The sequence below is a fragment of the Citrobacter sp. CFNIH10 genome, assembly GCF_002934585.1.
GTDB lineage: Bacteria > Pseudomonadota > Gammaproteobacteria > Enterobacterales > Enterobacteriaceae > Citrobacter_A > Citrobacter_A amalonaticus.
Window position 1 is genome coordinate 4331335 of record NZ_CP026216.1, and the last position, 15955, is coordinate 4347289.

General features: G+C 49.0%; 14 protein-coding genes and 3 tRNA genes. 2 read left to right on the forward strand and 15 right to left on the reverse strand.

Features of this window, described 5'->3' with window-relative positions; genetic code table 11:
• Positions 1 to 61: 61 nt before the first annotated feature.
• Complete coding sequence (locus tag C2U53_RS24980; RefSeq protein WP_043000311.1) at positions 62 to 574, reverse strand: LuxR C-terminal-related transcriptional regulator; 513 nt, start codon at positions 572 to 574, stop codon at positions 62 to 64.
• A 698-nt stretch (positions 575 to 1272) separates the two neighbouring features.
• Between C2U53_RS24980 and C2U53_RS24990 the strand changes: the two genes are divergently transcribed.
• Positions 1273 to 1647: a RidA family protein gene (locus tag C2U53_RS24990; protein ID WP_225738862.1), complete on the forward strand. Its 375-nt coding sequence runs from the start codon at positions 1273 to 1275 to the stop codon at positions 1645 to 1647.
• 112 nt (positions 1648 to 1759) lie between these two features.
• On the opposite strand, the gene C2U53_RS24995 is transcribed toward C2U53_RS24990, so the two are convergent.
• From C2U53_RS24995 to uvrY, 10 genes are all read right to left on the reverse strand, one after another.
• Positions 1760 to 2380, reverse strand: coding sequence for a LysE family translocator (locus C2U53_RS24995; RefSeq protein WP_080343234.1), 621 nt, complete (start codon positions 2378 to 2380; stop codon positions 1760 to 1762).
• An 83-nt stretch (positions 2381 to 2463) separates the two neighbouring features.
• Positions 2464 to 3270 carry an AraC family transcriptional regulator gene (locus tag C2U53_RS25000; RefSeq protein WP_058588332.1) on the reverse strand — a complete coding sequence of 269 codons (807 nt, stop codon included), beginning with the start codon at positions 3268 to 3270 and terminating at the stop codon, positions 2464 to 2466.
• A gap of 181 nt (positions 3271 to 3451) precedes the next feature.
• Positions 3452 to 6511 (reverse strand): autotransporter outer membrane beta-barrel domain-containing protein, encoded by a 3060-nt coding sequence (locus C2U53_RS25005; RefSeq protein WP_246876140.1) that lies wholly within the window; start codon positions 6509 to 6511, stop codon positions 3452 to 3454.
• A gap of 614 nt (positions 6512 to 7125) precedes the next feature.
• Positions 7126 to 8022, reverse strand: coding sequence for an alpha/beta hydrolase fold domain-containing protein (locus tag C2U53_RS25010; protein ID WP_104446621.1), 897 nt, complete (start codon positions 8020 to 8022; stop codon positions 7126 to 7128).
• 208 nt (positions 8023 to 8230) lie between these two features.
• Positions 8231 to 8317: transfer RNA gene (locus C2U53_RS25015), tRNA-Leu, on the reverse strand.
• Between the two features lie 12 nt (positions 8318 to 8329).
• Positions 8330 to 8403, reverse strand: a tRNA-Cys gene (locus C2U53_RS25020).
• Between the two features lie 49 nt (positions 8404 to 8452).
• Positions 8453 to 8528: transfer RNA gene (locus C2U53_RS25025), tRNA-Gly, on the reverse strand.
• 150 nt (positions 8529 to 8678) lie between these two features.
• Complete coding sequence (pgsA, locus tag C2U53_RS25030; RefSeq protein ID WP_042318323.1) at positions 8679 to 9227, reverse strand: CDP-diacylglycerol--glycerol-3-phosphate 3-phosphatidyltransferase; 549 nt, start codon at positions 9225 to 9227, stop codon at positions 8679 to 8681.
• A 56-nt stretch (positions 9228 to 9283) separates the two neighbouring features.
• Positions 9284 to 11116 carry an excinuclease ABC subunit UvrC gene (gene uvrC, locus C2U53_RS25035; protein WP_104446622.1) on the reverse strand — a complete coding sequence of 611 codons (1833 nt, stop codon included), beginning with the start codon at positions 11114 to 11116 and terminating at the stop codon, positions 9284 to 9286.
• Positions 11113 to 11769 carry a UvrY/SirA/GacA family response regulator transcription factor gene (gene uvrY / locus C2U53_RS25040; protein WP_043000305.1) on the reverse strand — a complete coding sequence of 219 codons (657 nt, stop codon included), beginning with the start codon at positions 11767 to 11769 and terminating at the stop codon, positions 11113 to 11115. The genes uvrC and uvrY overlap by 4 nt, the downstream gene beginning before the upstream one ends.
• Before the next feature lie 461 nt (positions 11770 to 12230).
• On the opposite strand from uvrY, the gene C2U53_RS25045 reads away from it, so the two are divergent.
• A complete protein-coding gene (locus C2U53_RS25045) occupies positions 12231 to 12455 on the forward strand; it encodes a DUF2594 family protein (RefSeq protein ID WP_042318315.1) in 225 nt (74 codons plus the stop codon).
• Positions 12456 to 12521: 66 nt separating this feature from the next.
• Here C2U53_RS25045 and sdiA read toward each other — a convergent pair whose 3' ends face one another.
• From sdiA to dcyD, 4 genes are all read right to left on the reverse strand, one after another.
• The gene (gene sdiA / locus C2U53_RS25050) at positions 12522 to 13244 is read right to left on the reverse strand and encodes a transcriptional regulator SdiA (protein ID WP_104446623.1); all 723 of its coding nucleotides are present in this window, start codon (positions 13242 to 13244) and stop codon (positions 12522 to 12524) included.
• Between the two features lie 234 nt (positions 13245 to 13478).
• Entirely contained in the window at positions 13479 to 14231 is a 753-nt protein-coding gene (gene tcyN, locus C2U53_RS25055) for an L-cystine ABC transporter ATP-binding protein TcyN (RefSeq protein ID WP_043000303.1), read from the reverse strand.
• Positions 14228 to 14896, reverse strand: a complete 669-nt coding sequence (tcyL, locus tag C2U53_RS25060) for a cystine ABC transporter permease (protein ID WP_042318310.1) — start codon at positions 14894 to 14896, stop codon at positions 14228 to 14230. The genes tcyN and tcyL overlap by 4 nt, the downstream gene beginning before the upstream one ends.
• Positions 14897 to 14910: 14 nt before the next feature.
• A complete protein-coding gene (dcyD, locus tag C2U53_RS25065; RefSeq protein WP_043000302.1) occupies positions 14911 to 15897 on the reverse strand; it encodes a D-cysteine desulfhydrase in 987 nt (328 codons plus the stop codon).
• Positions 15898 to 15955: the final 58 nt, after the last annotated feature.

The window sequence follows — 15955 nt, forward strand, 5'->3', positions numbered from 1 at the left end:
TTCATCACCGTGTCGTCCCCTGGACATGTTGCCCAATGGAATAATCGATAATTCTTAAAGCCTATGGCAAAAATGTGATACTGCGTTCACAGGAATATTTGGCTCTGAAGACGCACCAGTTGCGCATAACCTGAAGAAACAATGCAATATTCTTCATATTCATTTTCCGCAACGCTCTTAACTGACTATTGCTGATAGCTCCCTCGCTGAGCAGCATGTTTCGTGCAATGGCGCGCTTTCCGAGTCCCGCCAGATAATATTCAATGATTATCCGTTCCCTGTTCGACAATGATCGGGTATGCAGAGGGATCCGCTTATTCTGCTTTAGCTGATCCAGTACGTAAAAGTACTCCGTTAAAGGCGCATTTCGGGTCAATGAATAGCATCGTAGTTGTGTAAAATGCGTTAACGTATCCATTGTATCCGCACGCAGACATTCAATACTGTTTGTAATATAAACAGTACCACCTCCTGGATCAAAAACAACAATCTCAGGTGATTTATCAAGACCAGTAAAGAACAGTATTTGCTGCAGACCAGCAATAAAGTACTGATCATGTGAAAATATATGCATTATTCGTTAACTCCACTTGTAACAGCGATATTTCCAGGATTTGAAATTGCATGCTAAATTCATCTATTACAACATTATATTTTTACCGTTTCCACAGAGTCGATTCCTTTCGCCTGGCGATACATTCCTGAAAATTAATTGAAAAATTCAAACAAAACCACAATAAAGACAACTACCGTCTTTATGATATTGATTATTGCTGTAAATATCTTAAACTGTCATTTTAAATAGCCTTAAACGACCTTAAATGAAGAACATCAGACATCTCAAGTAAAAATCATGTTTGTAACCGTATGATTTACAATAAGATAAAACAAAAACATTAAACTGTCAGCACACAATAAAATCATATTAAAGGAATATTGATGAGTGATGCAGTCCTGAGATCACCCGTCTCATGCAATGACGCCGGGATAAGCAGCCTGAGTTTCTCACTGACCATAAGAAGTTTAAATACGTTACTCATTCTTTACACCGAATGTTACTTACTAAAAATAATGTTATTTTCTTACCTGGATCGAGAAGCCTCCCCTCTGGAGAAACGCATTAACCACGTCGGAGTATTTATAAAAAATGATAAAAAAATCTTTAAGGACATTTGACCTTTTTTATTTCTCATCTTTGAAAGATCCCTTTATCATGAGAATGTCTGAGGCTAGTATGGTGACAGAAACGACCCCATGTAAAACCAAAGGATAATGACTTACATTATGACGACGATTACAAGGCATGAAATAAATGAAGACTGGGCGCTTGCCGGAATGGTTGAGGCTGGCGGTTTTATCTTTGTGAGTTACTGTGTTGGTAATATCGGACAACCCATTGAGGCACAAATCAATGGCGCGTTTGATAATCTGAGTGAAAGGCTAAGCACTATCGGCCTGACGCTGCAGTCAGTCGTGAAAATTGATGCGCTGTTCCGCGACGTGTGGGATATTCCGGTGATGGAGAACGTCATGAAGCAGCGCTTTGATGGCCAATTTCCGGCCAGAAAATCCATTCAGACTGAATTTGCTCATCGCGGAGGCACATCAGGAATGTTGTTTCAACTTGACGCCATTGCTTGCCGATAATATCCCATCCTATTACAGAGCGTTCTTGCGGCGTAATGAATAAACTCACCGCAAGAGCAATTCTCAGGAATAACCTTCCCACAGACATAGTATGCCACAGACCTGACTCGCGCTACCCACGCTGGGTTAACAATAAATTCACCGCCAGACTCACAAAACCACATGAAAACAGGATCCGTAGTCCCGACAAAATCATCGGGTGGTTTAATACCTTCGTGCGCATAAAGGATGAAAAAACACCATACAACATGAACACGAGCAGCGTCATTAACATGAAGATCAGACTCAGTATTAACATATCGGTTGCCGGTGCGGTTGATGTGGTTTGAATGAATTGAGGAAGGAAGGCCAAAAAGAACAGTGACAACTTGGGATTTAACAGATTGATAAATATCGCGTGCAGGATCACTTTTACCCTTGACTGAGAAATGTCGCAATCATCCGGTTGTAATGTTGATTTCTCTTTTATGATATTCCACGCCATATATAACAGCCACACGACCCCGGCATATTTGATGACGGTAAACGCCATTTCACTGGAGTAGAAAATGGCGGCTAATCCCGTGATGGCGGCCAACATATGCGGAACAATCCCCAATGTACATCCCACGGCAGCCAGCAAACTCATCGCTGTCCCCCGCGACAGCCCCATCGCGATGGTGTAGATAGCACCGGTTCCCGGCGAAATAATCACAATCAAAGAGGTTAATAAGAATTCGATACTGATTAGCATGGCGTTATCTCTGGTAAACACAAAACAGGAGAGTCAGTGTTTATCAGGATACCCCTGCAGATCTTGTAGAAAATTGCAGATGGTTAATCCACCATCGCGGAACGATATTGCCCCGGCGTGATGCCTGTCTGTTTCTGAAATGCATGAGTCAGATGGCTTTGATCGGAAAAACCAGCCATTAATGCAACATCAACCGTTCTCTTGCCCTGTGCCAAGAGTTTTTTTGCCAGCCGAACTCTGGACTGTAAAAGATAAGCATGCGGCGTCATCCCCACCTCCCTGGAAAAACGGCGAATGAGCTGGAATCGGGAGATGTCACACAGACTGGCTAATCTTGTCAATGTCATGTTCTCCTCCGGGGCATCATCAATGAACTCTTTTACCCGTCGTACTGTCGGAGAAGGCAGAATACGCGGTGCGGCAGAAAGGGTGTGGTGCCGTCCAGCCTGCATAAGGCAACGCATGATCATCTCTTCAATCGCCATAGCATCAGGATCATCGGCAGCGAGCTGATGAAGAAACTGCCTAATCATCAGACCAAGAGTAGGATCGTTAGCCACAGGCTTCAGGGTTAAATCACCTGTGGGTATGTCGGTATTCCATTCTTTTATAAAGACGTCAGGATTGATATACAACATATGCCAGCCCCGCGGACCCGTAGCGGGGATCCCGTCGTGAATTTCGCCGGGATTGACCATGATGATATCCCCTGTTACCGCATTTACATTGCCGATATTACTCCATGAGCGATGGCTTCCCTGGATGAAAACCCCAATGCCGAATTGATCATGAGAGTGACGAGGGAACGCGCGCGCTGAATATAACGACAGTATTTCAACATCAGGTATCACACGACGGTACTGCTTCACCTGATGAACGTCTTTTTTCATGGTCGTTTTCTCATGGTCATGGAGGGAGATAAACATCGATTCTCTCAAGATACCCTCTGAAACGAAGACAGACGACCCATCTTTTGTAATTAGCTGGAACAGACTCGACTCAGGCCCGAATAAAAAAGGAGCAGATTTTACCCTGCCCCTCACCCTTCTCATGGAATATCCAGTCCCATGCTTACCAGTTGTATTTCACACCCACCATGCCCTGGGCATTGCTGTAGTGGTCGCTCCCCACTTGCCCGGAGATATTTCCCCAGACCGTCAAGCGAGAGGAGAGTTGTCCTTCCACACCAATTTTCAGTTCTGCCAAATCTTTTACTCCCTGGACGTCATTTGGCATCTCACCCATGGTCACTCGCGGGCTGTGTGAGTTGTGGATCCAGTTCGCTTCAACAAATGGCTGGATGCCTGCCATCTTGTCCTCTTCGACGGTGGGTTTACGATTGACGTATGCTCTGACACCCAGACTGGTCATCAGATTACCAGTGCTATCCGCCTTCACCGGCGTGCCATTACGTTCCCGATGATCGTCCGCCTGCACATCCATCCAGACGATCTGAGCTTTGGGCTGGATCCAGTAGGTCAGTTGCTGACTTTCTGCAACCTTCAGGCTGTAACCCGCCTCAACCGCAGCCGTGATGCCTTTGGATTTATACGTTTCACTTACCTGATACTGACCATTGACGGTGTTATCAAACCAGTTATAGAGCATCCAGGTGTCCACATAGCTTCCGGATTGATCAGGTTCGTTGGCATACCAGGTACCATACAGACCCACACTGTAACCGTCGACCGAACCACGGGAATGATGGTTATTTAACGCTGATGTGGTGCGGCTACGGCTGTTGGCATAACCCGCCATTAGCCCAAGATGCCAGCGGTCCAGACCATCTGAACTCCACTGCGCCAGATCGCCGCCAAGTTGCAGCACATAACTATTGCTCTGGGTTTTTAACTGTTCGCTATCGTCGTTAAAGCGCGTATGACTTCCCACGTTGCGTATCCACATGCTGGTAGTTTTACTCTCACCAGTTAGCGCATCGGTATACTGCGTTTCGCCAAGACGATCGTGAAGCCGCGAAATGAACAGGGTATTGGCAGCCAGGTTATTAGCCAGATAACTGCCAAATTCCGGGCGAATCTGTGAAGGACCACCAGGGTGAACCGGTGCCTGCGGGATTTCTGGCGAAGCTGGCACGCCCGGGTCAACGGGGTCACTCAGCCCCCCAGTGCTGCTTAAATACCAGTTGCTGCCGCGCCGGATCACATTGTAATCATACGCACCGGCAACAATGCGACTCTCTTTCTCGAAAGTCCCACTGGAGTTTCCTGCAACATTGACAATTTCAATCCCTTCGACCGTCTGCGCGCCCATGCCACCAATATTATTGATTGCCACCAACGTGTGGCCGGAGGTATTTCCCTCTACGATGAGTTTGTCCGTTGCGGAGTTATCCCCTCCGAGTACCGTGTTCATCATCAGGGTGCCACCGCCGGTATAATCGCCTTCCACAGTCAAAGACTTAAACGCGCCAGTATTGCCCGGCGCCAGCATATTCACTCGCCCGCCCGACAGCGACAGGTTAGTGACATGCGAATTGCCAGTCATGTTCCATACCGCGCCGTTAGTGATATTCATGTCTACGACACCCTGGCTGGTCGACGTTGTTGTTGCGGTATAACTGGCCGCGGTTAACCAGGAGTTGGCATTATTGAGGGTCATATTCAGCGTACCGCCGTTTGTCGCCCCAATATCGCCGTCAATCTGAACGGTTCCGGTTTCTGATGTGTTCACATCAATCAGGCTTCCATCGCCTGATGAGAACAGCGACCAGGTTATCGCAGGATTATCATTGATAAATAACCCTTTCTGAATATCCGCTTTGCCTCCGGCAAGAACTTCAATCCCGGAAATATACTTCGCCTGAGAACCTGAAGTGGAAACCGTCAGGTCATCCTGAAATTCAGCATAAGTCGTTTCTTCGGGACTGCCATAAAGATAGACACCCCGAGTTGTATCCACGCCGTTTAATACGGAAATAGACGTTCTCCCTTTGAAGAGGGCCTGACTTTCCCACAGGTAGAGTCCCGTGTTGTAATATCCCCCGTTGCTCTGGAGTTTGAAATCCGCATTGGCGATTAATGATGAGGTATCCATCAGCGCGACGCCTCTAAGCCAGTGCCCATCTAACCATCCAAGATATTCGTGTTCATATTCACCACGCGTACCGAGTGGCGTCAGGTTTTCACCAATCAGGGTCGTGTCGCTGTTAAAGACAAAATCTGTCGAGTTAGCAGAAAGAATGTCCCCCCCAACATTGTCACCAAAAAGATTGTCTATATCTCCATGGACAATGGCTTCAATGAGCGTAGTGCCGGTGAAGGTGAAACGCGAGCGGGTGAGGTAATCGCTACTCACTCTGGATAAAATACCCTGACTGCTTTTCAGATGGATGAAATTTGCTTCCAGATTCACGCTGTTGACGACATTATTGGCCATCGGGTAATTAGCCGATCCTGCATCTCTCCCGGCCATGATTGCAGATTCATTTGTATCAATCAGAATGTTATCCGCCCTGACGTTCACTGAACTGCCCCCGGCTATTAATATCCCGATGCGTCTGTCAATCGAGTAACTCCCCGGATCGCCATCAACATTGATGTAAAACAGCCCTCCGTTAAAATTCAACTCTCCCCCATAAAGACCAATACCATGGCGGTGCGTAGAAACCTCATCGGCCAGAGGCACGAGCACTGAGAGATTGATTTTATTTTCACCATCGCTCTCAAAATTTAGTACCCCTCCAGGCCCGGCGAAGAGGCCATAGATATCGGAATAGCTGTCTTTAACAACATTGCTGACAACAACATTGCCTCCGGTAAAGGTCATCGTTCCGCTAAGTGTTCCTCTTTTCCAGGCATAAACCGCAGAACTGTTATCAACGGGATTATTATTAAACCCTATAATGCTCAATGTCTTGCCCTGAGCAATGTCAATATTCATCCTGCCATTAGTCGTATTAAGTATTGAACGCTGGTAATAAAACATTCCGGTATATCCGCTGGCATCCAGCAACACATCACCCGCCGTTACGGTATGATCACCCGAAGCAATCTGGTTTATGCCGGTGGTGTAATTCCGGCTGACTAATTCTTCCGTGTAGACAGGAAAAGCAACTATAACGGTACAACCTGAAGCTGCTAATAATATCTTTTTCAATATCCCTTGAATCATTTGTCTGTCCTCCTGATAAGCATTTTCATTGCCAGTGTCGCTGCGATAACGTTTTTCCCCAGAAAGAAAATTTCCCGGCTAATGATTTTAAATAAAACAATAACACTATCTCCTCACTACGATATATTTCATCAATACCAGGTTCTTAATAACAGCGTATAACCTTGCTAATTAAGATAATTAGCATCCAATTCCCATTATTCCGATTTATTAAAAACCAATACTCCTGATAAGAATTCTCTTTGTTTTTAAAAGAAATATTACTTTTCAGGCATCATATAAAAGCCGGTAGAATATAAAATTAGATGCACAGAAAGCCACCAAAACTGTACGTTTCAGAATAATGGCCTTCATGTTAAATGATAAAATACTCTCGTAACATCAGATGATTTCATCTACTGAAAGATGAAGAATAGAAATCACCCGTATTAAATATAGCCAGAAAAATGCCAAATGTATAGGGCTATTTATTTGTGAAAATATCATTTTATTTTTATCATTGACTTGTTAAATAGAGGCGGGATTATTCCTGGTTTTACAGCCCAGAATATATCTCTGTTGCGTATTATATTGACGCGCTTTGTTTGACGCCCTATTTACAATGTTTCAGGTGGCTAAGAATGAATAAAGGATGCGATTCGGCGTATTGCGCGACTGGCCTCCGGTATCTTGCCAGCGGATGACTGGAAGACGTGCCACATACCTTTCCACACTTCAATTTGAACGTTAACACCCGCCTCTGTCGCCTGTTTCGCAAGGCGGATCGCGTCATCGAGAAGTAATTCATCGCTTCCTGTCTGTACCAGGAGAGGGGGAAGTCCGGTCAGATCGCCAAAAAGAGGAGAAACCAGCGGATTTGAGGTTTCGGCATCAGAACAATAGTATGCGACGGTTTGCCGCAAATCCTCAATAACGATCAGCGGGTCCTTATCTGCACAGGAAGAGATGCTGTCGCCCGATAAGGTGTAATCAAGCATCGGAGATAACAAGAAACCGGAATGCGGCAACGGAGAATTTTCACTTTTGAGTAGCAGGAGCAGAGATAAAACCAGCCCTCCACCGCTTGAGTCACCGCCAAGAATGATCTCATCAGGCCGATACCCCTGCGCTAATAGCCACTGCCAGGCATATTTGGCATCCATCAAACCGGCGGGAAAGGGATTTTCAGGAGCTAATGAATAGTTGAGCGTGAGGGCATTCACGTTTGCACAATGGACAATATGTCCAACCAGTTTCCGGTGTGTGATGCTTGATCCCTGACTGTTACCTCCGCCATGAAGGTACAGAATAACTTTCCGCTTTTCGGCCTGCGAATGTCGCACCCACTCCGCTGAAATACCCTCTTCATCAATTTCTTCTGTGCTGACATTTTCGGGTAACGGAACATTCATTGCCCCTTCTTCCCATACTCTTCTTTGCTCATGAAGAGGCGTGTTAAGCACGAAATCTACATTGCTTGCGTAATTCCTGAAAAGTGCGTCTCTTTTGCGCTTAGCTTCAATGCTTAACATGATGTCGCCTCACTGCGAATCGCCAGACTGGAGATCAGTATACAGAAAACGCGTTCGGTTTCAGCACAATACACCATAAACTCTCGTCCATGAAATGACGCCCACAGACGGTTACCAGACAATCTGGAGGCAAATTTCAGACACAAAAAAACCACCCGTAGGTGGTTTCACGACACTGCTTATTGCTTTGATTATTCTGCTTTTCCCATGGTACCCGGAGCGGGACTTGAACCCGCACAGCGCGAACGCCGAGGGATTTTAAATCCCTTGTGTCTACCGATTCCACCATCCGGGCTCGGAAAGAAAGTGGAGGCGCGTTCCGGAGTCGAACCGGACTAGACGGATTTGCAATCCGCTACATAACCGCTTTGCTAACGCGCCTTAAATCTTTGTCTTGCGACTGACACCCGCAACTGCCGATGTCTTAATCTGGAGCGGGAAACGAGACTCGAACTCGCGACCCCGACCTTGGCAAGGTCGTGCTCTACCAACTGAGCTATTCCCGCATCATCAAGTAAATCGTTAATCACTTGATTTTACTATCGTCTGGCAATCTGTGCTGCCGTTCGATGCGTTGCATTCTACTTACCTGACGCAATGAGTCAACGATATTTTTCGCCACTTACGCTCGTTTGCTGAAATTTACGGCGAAACGATCACTGATCAAGCAAATCCCCACGCGCGGCGTTCAAATACTGGAACATTGACCACAGCGTCAGGACCGCAGCGACGAAGAACAGTGCAATCCCCGCGTACTCCACCCAGATATTCGGACGCCACAGCAGCCAGGCCAGCGCTGCCATTTGCGAGGTGGTTTTGACTTTGCCGATCCAGGAGACCGCCACGCTGCTGCGCTTACCCAGTTCCGCCATCCATTCACGCAGCGCGGAAATGATGATTTCACGTGCAATCATCGTGGCCGCGGGCAGCGTCACCCACCAACTGTGATAGTGCTCGGTCACCAGTACCATCGCAATTGCCACCAGCACTTTATCCGCAACCGGGTCGAGAAACGCACCAAAACGCGTACTCTGGTTCCAGCGACGCGCCAGAAAACCGTCAAACCAGTCGGTCACCGCAGCGATACAGAAGATCAGCGCAGCAACGAACGGCGCCCAGGTGAATGGCAGATAAAACACCACGACAAAGAATGGGATAAGTATGACGCGAAACAGCGTAAGCAACGTTGGAATATTAAATTGCATAGTGACGGGTAACTATCTGTTGTCAGAGAATTTACCCCTATGTTGCTACAGCGGACTCAATGTTTCAACGACCAGAAGATCTTTTCTGCCAGTCCTTGCGAAATACCCGGCACTTTTGCAATTTCTTCAACGCTGGCGTTACGTAATCCTTGCAAACCACCCATATATTTCAACAACATTTGGCGACGTTTCGGTCCAACGCCTTCGATGGTCTCCAGCGTACTGGTGTTTTTCACTTTCGCCCGTTTTTTACGGTGGCCGCCAATGGCATGATCGTGGGACTCATCGCGGATATGCTGAATCACATGCAATGCCGGCGAATCCGGCGGCAAGCTAAATCCCTCACCTTCCGGTTCAAAGAACAGCGTTTCCAGACCGGCTTTACGGTCAGCGCCTTTTGCAACACCTAACAGCAGAGGGTGGTTTTTATCCCAGGGGACATCCAGCTCGGCGAAAACGGCCTTCGCCTGCCCCAGTTGCCCTTTTCCGCCGTCGATCAGGATCACATCCGGAATCTTACTTTCTTCGATCGCTTTACCATAACGGCGACGCAGTACCTGATTCATTGCCGCATAGTCATCGCCCGGCGTGATACCGGTGATATTGTAGCGACGGTATTCCGCACGCAGCGGCCCGTTCGCATCAAAGACCACGCACGATGCCACCGTCTGTTCGCCCATCGTGTGGCTGATGTCAAAACATTCCATCCGTTTTACAGCTGGCAGCTTCAGCACGGTTGCCAGCGCCGTCAACCGTTGGGTAATGGTCGACTGCTGAGAGAGTTTCGTGGTCAGCGCCGTGGCGGCATTGGTCCGCGCCAGTTTCAAATAACGTGCGCGATCGCCGCGGGGTTTGGTCTGCACATTAATACGACGCCCTGCCAGTTCAGAAAGCGAATCGGCCAGCAGCGTTTTGTCGTGCAGATTGAAATCCAGCAGGATCTCGCCAGGCAACGTGCGCATCTGGCTGCCCTGGAGGTAGAATTGCCCGACGAAGGTTTCTACCACTTCGCCCAGTTCAGTCCCTCCCGGCACTTTCGGGAAATAACTACGGCTGCCCAGCACTTTCCCCTGGCGGATAAAGAGCACATGGACACAGGCCATCCCGGCATCAAACGCAACGCCGATCACGTCCAGATCGTCCCCCGCGTTGGAAACGAACTGTTTCTCCGTCACCCGGCGCACGGCCTGGATCTGATCGCGTATACGCGCAGCCTCTTCGAACGCCAGATTTTGACTGGCTTTCTCCATCCGCGCGATCAGTTGAGTTAAGACCTGGTCATCTTTACCGGATAAAAACAACCGAACATAGTCAACCTGCTGCGCATACTCTTCTTCACTCACCAGGCCTTCGACGCAGGGCCCCAGGCAACGGCCGATCTGGTATTGCAGACAAGGGCGCGAGCGATTGCGATAAACGCTGTTTTCACACTGACGGATCGGGAAAATTTTCTGTAACAGCGCCAGCGTTTCACGGACGGCATAGCCGTTGGGAAACGGGCCAGAGTATTCGCCTCGGGTATGTTTCGCGCCACGGTGCATAGCCAGCCGGGGATGCGTATCCGCGCTGAGAAAAATAAAGGGATAGGATTTGTCATCACGTAACAGCACGTTGTAACGCGGCTGATACAGCTTGATATAGTTGTGCTCGAGCAGCAACGCTTCCGTTTCGGTGTGCGTCACCGTCACATCGATTTGCTGAATGAGCGCAACCAGCGCTTCGGTCTTACGCGAAGCCAGGTTGCTGCGGAAATAGCTGGAAAGCCGTTTTTTCAGGTCTTTCGCTTTACCCACATAGATAACCGTACCACCGGCATCATACATACGATAAACGCCGGGTTGACTGGTTACGGTTTTTAGGAACGCTTTCGCGTCAAACTGATCGCTCACTGGCTTGTTAACGTCTCCGCATTACACAGGCCATGGCGAATTGCCAGGTGAGTCAGCTCTACATCACCATGAATGTTTAGTTTACTGAACATACGATAGCGATAGCTGTTCACCGTTTTAGGGCTGAGATTCAACTGCTCGGAAATCTCATTCACCTTCTGACCTTTAGTGATCATCAGCATAATCTGCAATTCGCGCTCAGACAAACTGGCAAACGGGGTTTCCGTTTTTTCGGGTTCAATCTGGCTTAATGCCATTTGCTGGGCGATGTCAGAAGCAATGTAGCGCTGCCCGGAATAAACCGAGCGGATGGCACTTACCACTTCCTGAGGCGCAGCGCCCTTACTCAGGTAACCTGCGGCTCCGGCCTGCATCACTTTTGCCGGCAACGGGTTTTCCGTGTGAACGGTCAACATAATCACTTTAATATCGGCAGTTGAACGCGCAATTTTGCGCGTGGCTTCAAGGCCACCAATACCGGGCATGTTCATGTCCATCAACACGACGTCGACGGTGTTGGCGCGACACCATTTAACGGCATCCTCACCGCAACCTGCTTCACCGACAACTTTTATACCCTTTATATCTTCAAGAATGCGTCGTATCCCTGCGCGCACCAGTTCGTGGTCATCAACAAGAAGAACGTTGATCAAAGGAATATCTCCAGAATAGGGATAACGCTACTGATAGTGGATCGCCACTATATTAGCGGGTTTTATCTCAACTTTAAAACGTAAAAAACGTCCGGTAACCGATTTTGCTCTCGTTTTCGGAAATTAGTCTGTACGCTTTGTGGAAACTTAGGCTAAGAACAGCCAGTTACACGCACTATTTTCGGGAACGAGGTTTCACAATAGTGACAAAAACTCGCTTTCTCTCGCCTAAATGCTAAATAGACAGGTAAGTTTGTAACAATAATTAACGAGTAAAATACTCGGAATAAACAATAAATGAGGAAAATATAGACTTCTTATGTTGTTGTTTAATTTAACTCCGCTGGTGTGATTTCCGATCGAAAAACAACCACTGCTATTTTTCCCTCAGCTTATGGTATACTCCGCGGCCTTAACATTTATCATCGCAAATTTTTACTGAAACATTACGAGGAAAATAAATGAGTACGCCTGATTTTTCCACTGCCGAGAATAATCAAGAACTGGCTAATGAAGTCACCTGCCTGAAGGCGCTGTTAACGCTGATGCTGCAAGCCATGGGCCAGGCGGATGCGGGCCGCGTGATTCTTAAAATGGAAAAACAGATCGCGCTGGTCGAAGACGACGCGCAGGCTGCAGTATTTTCCAGCACTGTTAAGCAAATTAAACAAGCTTACCGTCAGTAAAGAAAAACCGGCTGAGAGCAGTGCTTTCAGCCGGTTTATCGTCTGCCACGCAGAACGTTTATTGTTTCAGATAAGCCCGGTCGCCGCGGCATAGCACGCAATCTGCGTCTTATTCGGCGCGTTAAACTTCTTCTGCATATTCTTCTGGTGAAAGTTAACGGTATTTTCTGATATCGACAGAATCATCGCAATTTCAGCTGAAGTCTTCCCTTCCGCCGTCCATTTCAGAATCTCTTTTTCTCGTTTGCTAAAGCGCATTTCCGGCGCCATCACCATTTCATCTTCGAGTCGGGAAAGTACCGTTAAGCTTTCGCGCACCAGCAACTGCAGTTTCAATTCGACTTCATCGCCCGCAAACGGCGTATTACGCAGGCTTGACCGTGAGACCGAGAGAAAGCCTAATGCGCGATTTGGCAGCATGAGACATTGCGTGACGCCTTTGCGTAATCCGTGTGAACGAGCAGCATCCCACATCGTCTGCGCGTCACTGAATAATGCGTCATTCCAGGGCAGATGTCCCTGGATGAAGTTTTCCGGCTTCAGCACAGGATCAATCGCGAAATAGTTTTCCGCCTGATATTGCGAAACCCACGCATCGGGATAAGTGGTATGAAGGGAAATTTTAGGACGCGTGAACGGAACCGGATGCCTGACACACAGCGCGTAATAATCAAATTCCAGCAATAGTGTCTGCTGCTGTAATTCGCTGTAGACGTCTTCTGCGCAAGTCATTTCGTGAAAGCGTAACAGCATCGTCCGTCGCCAGGTAAAGAAATCTAAATCCTGCATACTCAGTATTCGCACCCTTGAGAGTGATAATCATTTTAAATGTGAGAAATAACCTATCACATAAACATACGGTAGATGTATAAAATATCGGTCAGGGAGCAGATTACTTGAGCGTTGTTTCAGTTCGCGTATTTTGTCCAGGGAAATACGTTCATCATCATGCGTCTGGTATTACTATTTATGCATCTCCACTCGGCCGAAATGGGATAATCCCGGACGAGTGGAGAAAACCAATCATTGCAGCAGAAACTTCTCAAGAAACTGACGGGTTCTCGGTTGCTGTGGATTGGCAAATAGCGCTTTGGCTGGCCCCTGTTCCACAATGCGCCCCTGATCCATAAATATCGCCCGGTCCGCAACATCGCGGGCAAAGCTCATTTCATGGGTCACAATCACCATGGTGCGTTTTTCCTGCGCCAGTTGACGGATAGTGCTCAACACCTCGCCCACCAGCTCAGGATCGAGCGCAGACGTCGGTTCATCAAACAGAATCACTTCCGGGCGCATGGCCAGCGCACGGGCAATCGCCACTCGCTGCTGCTGCCCGCCGGATAAGCGCCGCGGGTAGCTGGTCTCTTTCCCGGCCAACCCCACTTTCGCCAGCAGTTCCCGCGCCCGCGCCATCGCCTCTTCTTTGCCCTCGCCTTTCACGATAACCGGACCTTCAATAATATTCTCCAGTACCGTGCGATGGGGAAAGAGATTGAAGCTCTGGAACACGAAGCCCACATGCTGGCGCAACTGGCGAATCAGCGTTCGTTGCTGACCGAGCGATCGCGCCGTATCAATGGTGATATCACCCACGGTGATCGTACCCGCTTCCGGTTGTTCCAGCAGGTTAATACTGCGCAGAAGCGTCGTTTTTCCCGACCCGCTGGGACCGATGATCGCGACCACCTCTCCCGCCTGCACTTGCAGATCGATGCCGTGCAGCACCGTCTGCCCATGAAATTTCTTGACCAGGTTTTTTACGTCGATCGCACTCATTTCGGCTCTCTCTCCTGGCGGTTCAGTTGATTTTCAAAGTAGTTCTGCAATGAAGACAGCACGGTTGCCATGATCCAATAGATCAGCGATGCCGCCAGATACATGGTGAATACCTCCAGCGTGCGCGAGGTGATCAGTTGCGCCTGACGGAACAATTCTGGCACCTGGATGGTGGCCGCCAACGACGTGTCTTTCACCAGACTGATAAAACTGTTGCTCAGCGGCGGCAGCGCTACCCTGGCAGCCTGCGGTAAAATGGCGCGACGCATGGTCTGCCACGGCGTCATCCCGATACTGGCAGCCGCTTCCCACTGTCCTTTGTCAATCGATGAAATCGCCGCGCGCAGCGTTTCCGCGGCATAGGCCGCCGTATTGAGCGACAGGCCAATCATTGCGGACGGCACCGGATCCAGCTCAATACCAAACTGCGGCAGACCGTAGTAGATCATAAACAGTTGTGCGATAAGCGGCGTACCGCGAAAAATAGAGATATAGAAACGCGCCAGCCAGCGCAGTGGCAGCAGCGGCGACAGGCGCATCAGCGCGAGGATAAATCCCAGCAGCAGGCCGAAGAACATCCCGCCAATACTGAGTTGCAGCGTAAACACCGCCCCTTTGAGCAGATACGGCAGGGAATCAATAACCAGTTGGATACTTTCTTGCATGAGCTTATCCGAAATTACACGTGTGGATGGTAGGCAAACAGCGCAGGCGCCCCACCAGTATGGATAAAGAGAATCGGGCCTTCGTCTTTAAAGCGTTTCTGGCTGATTCCGTCAATCAGTCCGGCCATCGCTTTTCCGGTATAGACGGGGTCGAGAAGGATCCCTTCCAGACGCGCCAACAACTTCACGGCTTCCATCCCCTCTTCATTTGGCGTGCCATAGCCTGGGGCATAGTAGTCATCCCACAACAAAATCTCCGCCGCCGCTGTCAGTTCCAGTTCTCTGGCAACAGCCTGTTGCAGCGCCACCACTTTCGGCTTTTGATCGGCTACGCTGCGTGAAACGGTTACGCCAATCAGATCCACATCCGGCATCAGTTGTTCCAGCCCAACCGCCAGCCCGGCGTGCGTTCCTGCACTGCCAGATGCTACCACCACCGAAGAGAGCTGCACCGCGCCTTCACACTGCTGAGCGATTTCCAGCGCGCTTTCAACATAGCCTAATGCCCCCAACGCGTTTGAACCACCGACCGGTATAATGTAGGGACGAAAGCCCTGCGCTTCGATTCGGGTGGCCAGTTCTTGCAATTGGGCATCCGGTGCATGTAGCGCCTCGCACATCTCAACCTGTACGTTGAACAGATCCAGCAGCAGTCGGTTGCCATTGGTGAGATAGTTTTCCGCCGTGGTGCCAATGGGGTTTTCCAGCAGCGCCACGCAGTGCAGTCCCAGCTTCGCGGCGACCGCCGCCGTCTGACGCACGTGATTAGACTGAATCGCGCCTGCCGTGATCAGCGTATCAGCGCCTTCACGCAGCGCATCTGCGGCCAGGAACTCAAGCTTGCGCAGCTTATTTCCGCCCATCGCCATCGGTGTGACGTCATCGCGTTTGATGAAGATATCCCGTCCCAGGTAGTCAGAAAAGCGCGGCAGGTATTCCAGCGGCGTCGGCGCACCGATAAATTCCAGGCGCGGAAAGCGTGTCAGGTTGTGCAGTGGCATAAAGCCTCCGATTATTCGTTGTTGTGATGTTCTTTTTATTATGCACGTTCAAACGCAT

Bases quoted from the DNA above. Each gene is read 5' to 3' on its own strand.
- C2U53_RS24990 (WP_225738862.1), top strand. From the start codon at position 1,273: ATGACTTACATTATGACGACGATTACAAGGCATGAAATAAATGAAGAC.
- tcyL (WP_042318310.1), bottom strand. From the start codon at position 14,896: ATGCAAGAAAGTATCCAACTGGTTATTGATTCCCTGCCGTATCTGCTC.
- C2U53_RS25000 (WP_058588332.1), bottom strand. From the start codon at position 3,270: ATGAAAAAAGACGTTCATCAGGTGAAGCAGTACCGTCGTGTGATACCT.
- C2U53_RS25010 (WP_104446621.1), bottom strand. From the start codon at position 8,022: ATGTTAAGCATTGAAGCTAAGCGCAAAAGAGACGCACTTTTCAGGAAT.
- tcyN (WP_043000303.1), bottom strand. From the start codon at position 14,231: ATGAGTGCGATCGACGTAAAAAACCTGGTCAAGAAATTTCATGGGCAG.
- sdiA (WP_104446623.1), bottom strand. From the start codon at position 13,244: ATGCAGGATTTAGATTTCTTTACCTGGCGACGGACGATGCTGTTACGC.
- pgsA (WP_042318323.1), bottom strand. From the start codon at position 9,227: ATGCAATTTAATATTCCAACGTTGCTTACGCTGTTTCGCGTCATACTT.
- dcyD (WP_043000302.1), bottom strand. From the start codon at position 15,897: ATGCCACTGCACAACCTGACACGCTTTCCGCGCCTGGAATTTATCGGT.
- C2U53_RS25005 (WP_246876140.1), bottom strand. From the start codon at position 6,511: ATGATTCAAGGGATATTGAAAAAGATATTATTAGCAGCTTCAGGTTGT.
- C2U53_RS25045 (WP_042318315.1), top strand. From the start codon at position 12,231: ATGAGTACGCCTGATTTTTCCACTGCCGAGAATAATCAAGAACTGGCT.
- C2U53_RS24980 (WP_043000311.1), bottom strand. From the start codon at position 574: ATGCATATATTTTCACATGATCAGTACTTTATTGCTGGTCTGCAGCAA.
- C2U53_RS24995 (WP_080343234.1), bottom strand. From the start codon at position 2,380: ATGCTAATCAGTATCGAATTCTTATTAACCTCTTTGATTGTGATTATT.